The organism is Streptomyces sp. CO7 (genome assembly GCF_053474865.1).
In genome coordinates, this window is the sequence record NZ_JBRIOU010000003.1 from 1 (window position 1) to 4,771 (window position 4,771).

5 protein-coding genes and 1 pseudogene are annotated in these 4,771 nt (G+C 72.6%); 3 read left to right on the top strand and 3 right to left on the bottom strand.

Annotated elements, in window-relative coordinates; genetic code table 11:
- Positions 1-196: 196 nt before the first annotated feature.
- On the bottom strand, positions 197-748 hold the full coding sequence (locus tag ACOV8S_RS09810; RefSeq protein ID WP_448317415.1) for a DinB family protein: 552 nt from the start codon (positions 746-748) through the stop codon (positions 197-199).
- Positions 736-1,812, bottom strand: coding sequence for a Glu/Leu/Phe/Val family dehydrogenase (locus tag ACOV8S_RS09815; protein WP_448317416.1), 1,077 nt, complete (start codon positions 1,810-1,812; stop codon positions 736-738). The genes ACOV8S_RS09810 and ACOV8S_RS09815 overlap by 13 nt, the downstream gene beginning before the upstream one ends.
- Positions 1,813-1,923: 111 nt before the next feature.
- On the opposite strand from ACOV8S_RS09815, the gene ACOV8S_RS09820 reads away from it, so the two are divergent.
- Both ACOV8S_RS09820 and ACOV8S_RS09825 read left to right on the top strand, forming a co-directional pair.
- Entirely contained in the window at positions 1,924-2,412 is a 489-nt protein-coding gene (locus tag ACOV8S_RS09820) for an Lrp/AsnC family transcriptional regulator (RefSeq protein WP_448317417.1), read from the top strand.
- Positions 2,413-2,555: 143 nt separating this feature from the next.
- Positions 2,556-2,717, top strand: a pseudogene (locus ACOV8S_RS09825) (NUDIX domain-containing protein); the annotation flags it as partial.
- 179 nt (positions 2,718-2,896) lie between these two features.
- On the opposite strand, the gene ACOV8S_RS09830 reads toward ACOV8S_RS09825, so the two are convergent.
- The gene (locus ACOV8S_RS09830; protein ID WP_448317418.1) at positions 2,897-3,922 is read right to left on the bottom strand and encodes an NADP-dependent oxidoreductase; all 1,026 of its coding nucleotides are present in this window, start codon (positions 3,920-3,922) and stop codon (positions 2,897-2,899) included.
- A 52-nt stretch (positions 3,923-3,974) separates the two neighbouring features.
- Here ACOV8S_RS09830 and ACOV8S_RS09835 point away from each other — a divergent pair, with 52 nt between their 5' ends.
- A complete protein-coding gene (locus ACOV8S_RS09835; protein WP_448317419.1) occupies positions 3,975-4,769 on the top strand; it encodes an EI24 domain-containing protein in 795 nt (264 codons plus the stop codon).
- Positions 4,770-4,771 lie beyond the last annotated feature (2 nt).

The following is a 4,771-nucleotide window of genomic DNA, read 5'->3' on the forward strand; positions in this document are numbered from 1 at the left end:
CCCCCACCCCCTCGCCCACCTGCGAGCGGGTGCTGTGGTGGTGCACCTAGGACCGGTCCGACGAACGGTCCCGGCCGGGTCCGCGGAGCCGGAGGACGAGTGCGGCGAGGTGAGGCCGGCCCGGTGGCGGGCGGCGCGTTCGCCGAAGCGGGCCGCGGCCTGCGGCGCCCTTGACCGGACCGTCTCCGTCTCCGTCTCACATGCCGATCGCCCCGTCGATGCGTTCGCGGAGCAGGTCGGCGTGGCCGTTGTGGCGGGCGTACTCCTCGATCATGTGGATGAGGACCCAGCGCAAGGACACGGTTCCGCGCCAGGAATCCTTACCCTCGACATCGAGGTCCGGAGCCCGGGCGGCGAATCCTTCGGCGAAGGCCACCTCCGTCCGCCAGGCCCGCATGGCCGCCTCGACGGCCCCGGGGACGTCCACGGCGCCGTCGAAGTCACCGTCCGGATCGGCCGGCGAGGAGAAGAGGGGCGGCGCGGCCTGCCCGGCCAGGACCCGCCGGAACCAGCGGCGCTCCACATCGGCGAGGTGCCGGACCAGTCCGAGCAGCGAGAGCGTGGACGGCTCCACGGTCCGCAGCGCCAACTCCGGTCCCAGGCCGGTGCACTTGAGATGAAGTGTGGCGCGCTGGGCCCCCAGGACGTTGAGCAGGATGCGTCTCTCGTCGCCCGTGGTCGGGCCGGTGAACCGGTGGGCCCCCTCGGCGCCGCCGAACAGGTCCCCCCTCCTGGTCAGATCTCCCATGTCCGCCCCCTCGACGTGGCGGAGCCGACCGCGGCCCGGGCACCGCGCATGCGGCGCAGGGCCAGCTCGTCGGCGGCCTGGGCCGGGGTCCGGCCGTGACGGCTGGCGGCGTCCAGCAGGTCGTGGACCGTGTCCTCGATGGCGAGGACCCGCGCGTGGGCCTGGTCGGCGCCGACGCGCTGCAGTTCGGTGCTGACGGCGTTGATGACTCCGCCCGCGCTCGCGACATGGTCCGGCACCCACACGATGCCACGGTGATGCAGCAGGTCGGCGACGTCAGGGGAGGCGAGCTTTTTGTTCGCCGGTCCCACCACAGCACGGCAGCGCAGCTCGGCCACGGTCCGCCCGGTCAGGACGGATCCGAGAGCCGCCGGGACGAGGATGTCCACGTCCGCGGCGAGGATCTCGTCGGGCGGGCACCAGAGGGCGTCGAGCTCGTCGGCGATGCCGCGTCCGGCCGGGTCGATGTCGGTCACCGTCAGGGCGGCGCCCTCTGCGGCGAGAAGGCGGGCGAGGCCCGCGCCGACGTGCCCCAGCCCCATCACCGCGAGACGGACTCCTGCCATGCTCGCCGTGCCGTACAGCCGTCGGCAGACGGCCCGCAGCGCGGCAAGAGTCCCCTGCGCCGTGTGCGGGGACGAGTCGCCACTGCCGCCCAGGTGCACCGGCCGGCAGAACACGTGCGGGGTGATCTCCCCGATCAGCGCCATGTCGTCGGGGCCGGTACCGACATCCGGCCCCGTGGCGTACCGCCCGCCGAGCGAGGTGATGACCTCCGCCACGTCCCGCAGCACCGCGCGGCGCCGACGGGGGTCGAGCTCCCCCGGCCCGGGCAGGACCACGACGGCCTTGCCTCCGCCGCTGGGCAGCCCGGCCACCGCGAACTTGGCGGTCATGGCGGCCGACAGGCGCAGGGCGTCGGCGAGGCCGTCCCGCCAGTCGGGGTAGTGCCAGAGCCGGAGACCGCCGGCTGCCGGACCGAGCGCCGTGGAATGAATGGCCACCATCACCGGCAGCCCCGAACGCTCACCCGTGTGCAGGGCGACCTGCTCGTGGTGCAGCATGCGACCGTCCTCCCTTCATCGGTTCGGTTGACGGACGCCATGCTGCACGGGTGGTGCGGGAATCGGGGCAACGGCCGAACAAGTGCGTGAAGTTGGGTACCGTTGCCGGTCATGGACGAACTTGATTCGGCGATCGTCCGACTACTCCAGACGAATGCGCGGACGTCCAACCGGGAGCTGGCCCGGCAACTCGGCATCGCCCCCTCGACCTGCCTGGAGCGGGTCCGGGCGCTCCACCGGCGGGGTGTCATCCGCGGTTACCACGCCGACATCGACCCCGCGGCCCTGAACCGCAGTGTGCAGGCGCTCGTGTCGGTTCAGGTGCGCCCGCTCAGCCGCAACGTCATCGACGCCTTCAAGGGCTTCGCCAGCGGCCTGCCGGAAGTGCTCCACGTGTTCGTGCTCTCCGGAGGCGACGACTTCCTGCTGCACGTGGCGGTGCAGGACCTCGAGCACCTGCACTCCTTCCTGACCGACCGGCTCAGCAAGCGCGGTGAGATCACCGGCTTCCGCACGTCCGTGGTCTTCCAGCAGGTGAGCAACACCGTCCCCGCCCGCCTGCCCGCCCCGACCGGTGACCCCGGACGGACATCGCCCTGACGACGCGGTCGAGGTTTGCCCGCGAGGCCGTGCCCTGGCATCGTGACGGCGGCGATCAGCGAACACTATGCCGCTGCCTCGGTGCCGCGGGACGTGGAGGTGCGTCGGTGACTTCTTCCCCGAAGCCGAGCCGCCGACCCGTGGTGGGCGTCGGCGCGATCCTGCTGCGGCCGGACGGCCGCGTTCTCCTCGGCCACCGTCTGAAGCGGGGCGAGCCGGCCTCGTGGTGCCTGCCCGGCGGCCATCTCGAACCGGGGGAGAGCTGCGAGGCGGCCGCCGTGCGGGAGATCGCCGAGGAGAGCGGGATCCACGAGGTGCAAGGCGCGCGGGTGTTCGCGTTCGCGCTGGACACCGTCGCCGACGGCGTCCACCTCACCGCCGGTGTGCTCGCGCGCACCGTGTCGGACGCTCCGGCGGCCTCCCTCACCGAACCGGGGCCACGGGGCAGGGCCGGGCCTGCCCCGTGGCGGGGGCGGCGAGGGCGTCAGACCTTGACGACCGCCTTGCCGACGTTGTCGCCGCGCAGCAGCATGCCGAGGAAGGCGTCCAGCCCGTTCTCGATGCCCTCGGTCACCGTCTCGCGGTACTTGAGCTCGCCGGAGCGGATCCAGGCGCCGGCCTCCTCGACGAACGCCGGGCGCAGGTCCTCGTGGTCGCCGACCAGGAAGCCCTCGATGCGGCCGCGGGTCTGGATCAGCCGGGCCAGGTTGCGCGGGCCCGGGACGGGCTCGGTGGCGTTGTAGACGGCGATCATGCCGCAGACCGCGATGCGGCCGCCAACGTTCAGCGAGCCGAGCGCCGCCTCCAGGTGGTCGGCGCCCACGTTGTCGAAGTAGACGTCGACGCCGTCCGGCGCGGCCTCGCGGAGCTGCTTGCTCACCGGGCCGTCCTTGTAGTTGAAGGCGGCGTCGAAGCCGTACTCCTCGGTGAGCAGCCGGACCTTGTCCGCGGAGCCGGCCGAGCCGATCACCCGGGAGGCGCCCTTGAGCTTCGCCATCTGGCCCACCTGCGAGCCGACCGCGCCGGCCGCGCCGGAGACGAAGACGCTGTCGCCCTCCTTGAACGACGCCACCCGGAACAGGCCCGCGTAGGCGGTCAGGCCGGTCATGCCCAGGACGCCCAGGTAGGCGGAGAGCGGGACGGCGTCCGGGTCCACCTTCGTGGCGTGCCGGGCGTCCAGGGAGGCGTAGTCGCGCCAGCCGAGCATGTGCACCACGTGGTCGCCGACCGCGAGGTCCGGGGAGTTCGAGGCGACGACCTCGCCGATCGCGTGGCCCTGCATGGGCTTGTCCAGCTCGAACGGGGCGACGTAGGACTTGGCGTCCGACATGCGGCCGCGCATGTAGGGGTCGACCGAGAAGTACAGGTTGCGGACGAGGACCCGGCCCTCCTTCAGCTCGGGGAGCTCGCTCTCGACCAGGGCGAAGTCGGAGGGCTTGGGCTCGCCGACCGGGCGGCTCAGCAGGTGCCAGGCGCGGCTCTGTGCGGGAAGTTCAGGTGTATGGGACATGCGTTCCATGGTGCCTGGTCGCTCCGGAAGGCGCACCGCTAGAGTTCCCGGCATGCGTGATCTCGGGGTCGGTTTCGGTTATCTGTTCAAGGGCCAGCGCTGGGTGGCCAGGCACGGCAGGCAGTACGGTTTCGGCCTCGTCCCGGGGCTGATCACGCTGGTCCTGTACGTGGGCCTGCTGGTGGCGCTGGCCGTCTGGGGCGCGGACCTGGTCGCCTGGGCGACGCCCTTCGCCGACGACTGGTCGCAGACCTGGGCCGACGTGGTGCGCGTGGCGTTCACCGTGCTGCTCTGGGCGGCGGCTCTGCTCGCCGCGGTGCTCACCTTCACCGCGATGACCCTGCTGATAGGCCAGCCCTTCTACGAGGCGCTCTCCGAGCGGGTCGACCGCGACGTGTCGCCCGACGGCACGGCCGCCGTCTCCGACCTCCCGCTGCTGCGGGAGCTGTGGATCTCCGCGCGGGACAGCCTGCGGGTGATGGTCCGCGCGGCGCTGTGGGGGCTGCTGCTGTTCTGCTGCGGGTTCGTCCCGGTGGTGGGGCAGACGGCGGTGCCGGTGATCGGCCTGTTCGTCACCGGGTTCTTCCTCACCGAGGAGCTGACCTCGGTGGCCCTGCAGCGGCGCGACGTCCGGCTGCGGGAGCGGCTGCGGCTGCTTCGGTCGCGGAAACTGCTGGTGTGGGGCTTCGGGGCGCCGCTGGCGGCGTGCTTCCTGGTGCCCTTCGTGGCGGTCTTCCTGATGCCGGGGGCGGTCGCGGGGGCGACCCTGATGGCCCGCGACCTCCTCGGCGAGGACGAGGGCCGGCCCGCCGGCGACGCCGCCACCCTGGACCTCACCAAGCCCTGACC

Coding starts and splice junctions, on each gene's coding strand:
- ACOV8S_RS09810 (WP_448317415.1), bottom strand. CDS start 748: ATGGGAGATCTGACCAGGAGGGGGGACCTGTTCGGCGGCGCCGAGGGG.
- ACOV8S_RS09815 (WP_448317416.1), bottom strand. CDS start 1,812: ATGCTGCACCACGAGCAGGTCGCCCTGCACACGGGTGAGCGTTCGGGG.
- ACOV8S_RS09820 (WP_448317417.1), top strand. CDS start 1,924: ATGGACGAACTTGATTCGGCGATCGTCCGACTACTCCAGACGAATGCG.
- ACOV8S_RS09830 (WP_448317418.1), bottom strand. CDS start 3,922: ATGTCCCATACACCTGAACTTCCCGCACAGAGCCGCGCCTGGCACCTG.
- ACOV8S_RS09835 (WP_448317419.1), top strand. CDS start 3,975: ATGCGTGATCTCGGGGTCGGTTTCGGTTATCTGTTCAAGGGCCAGCGC.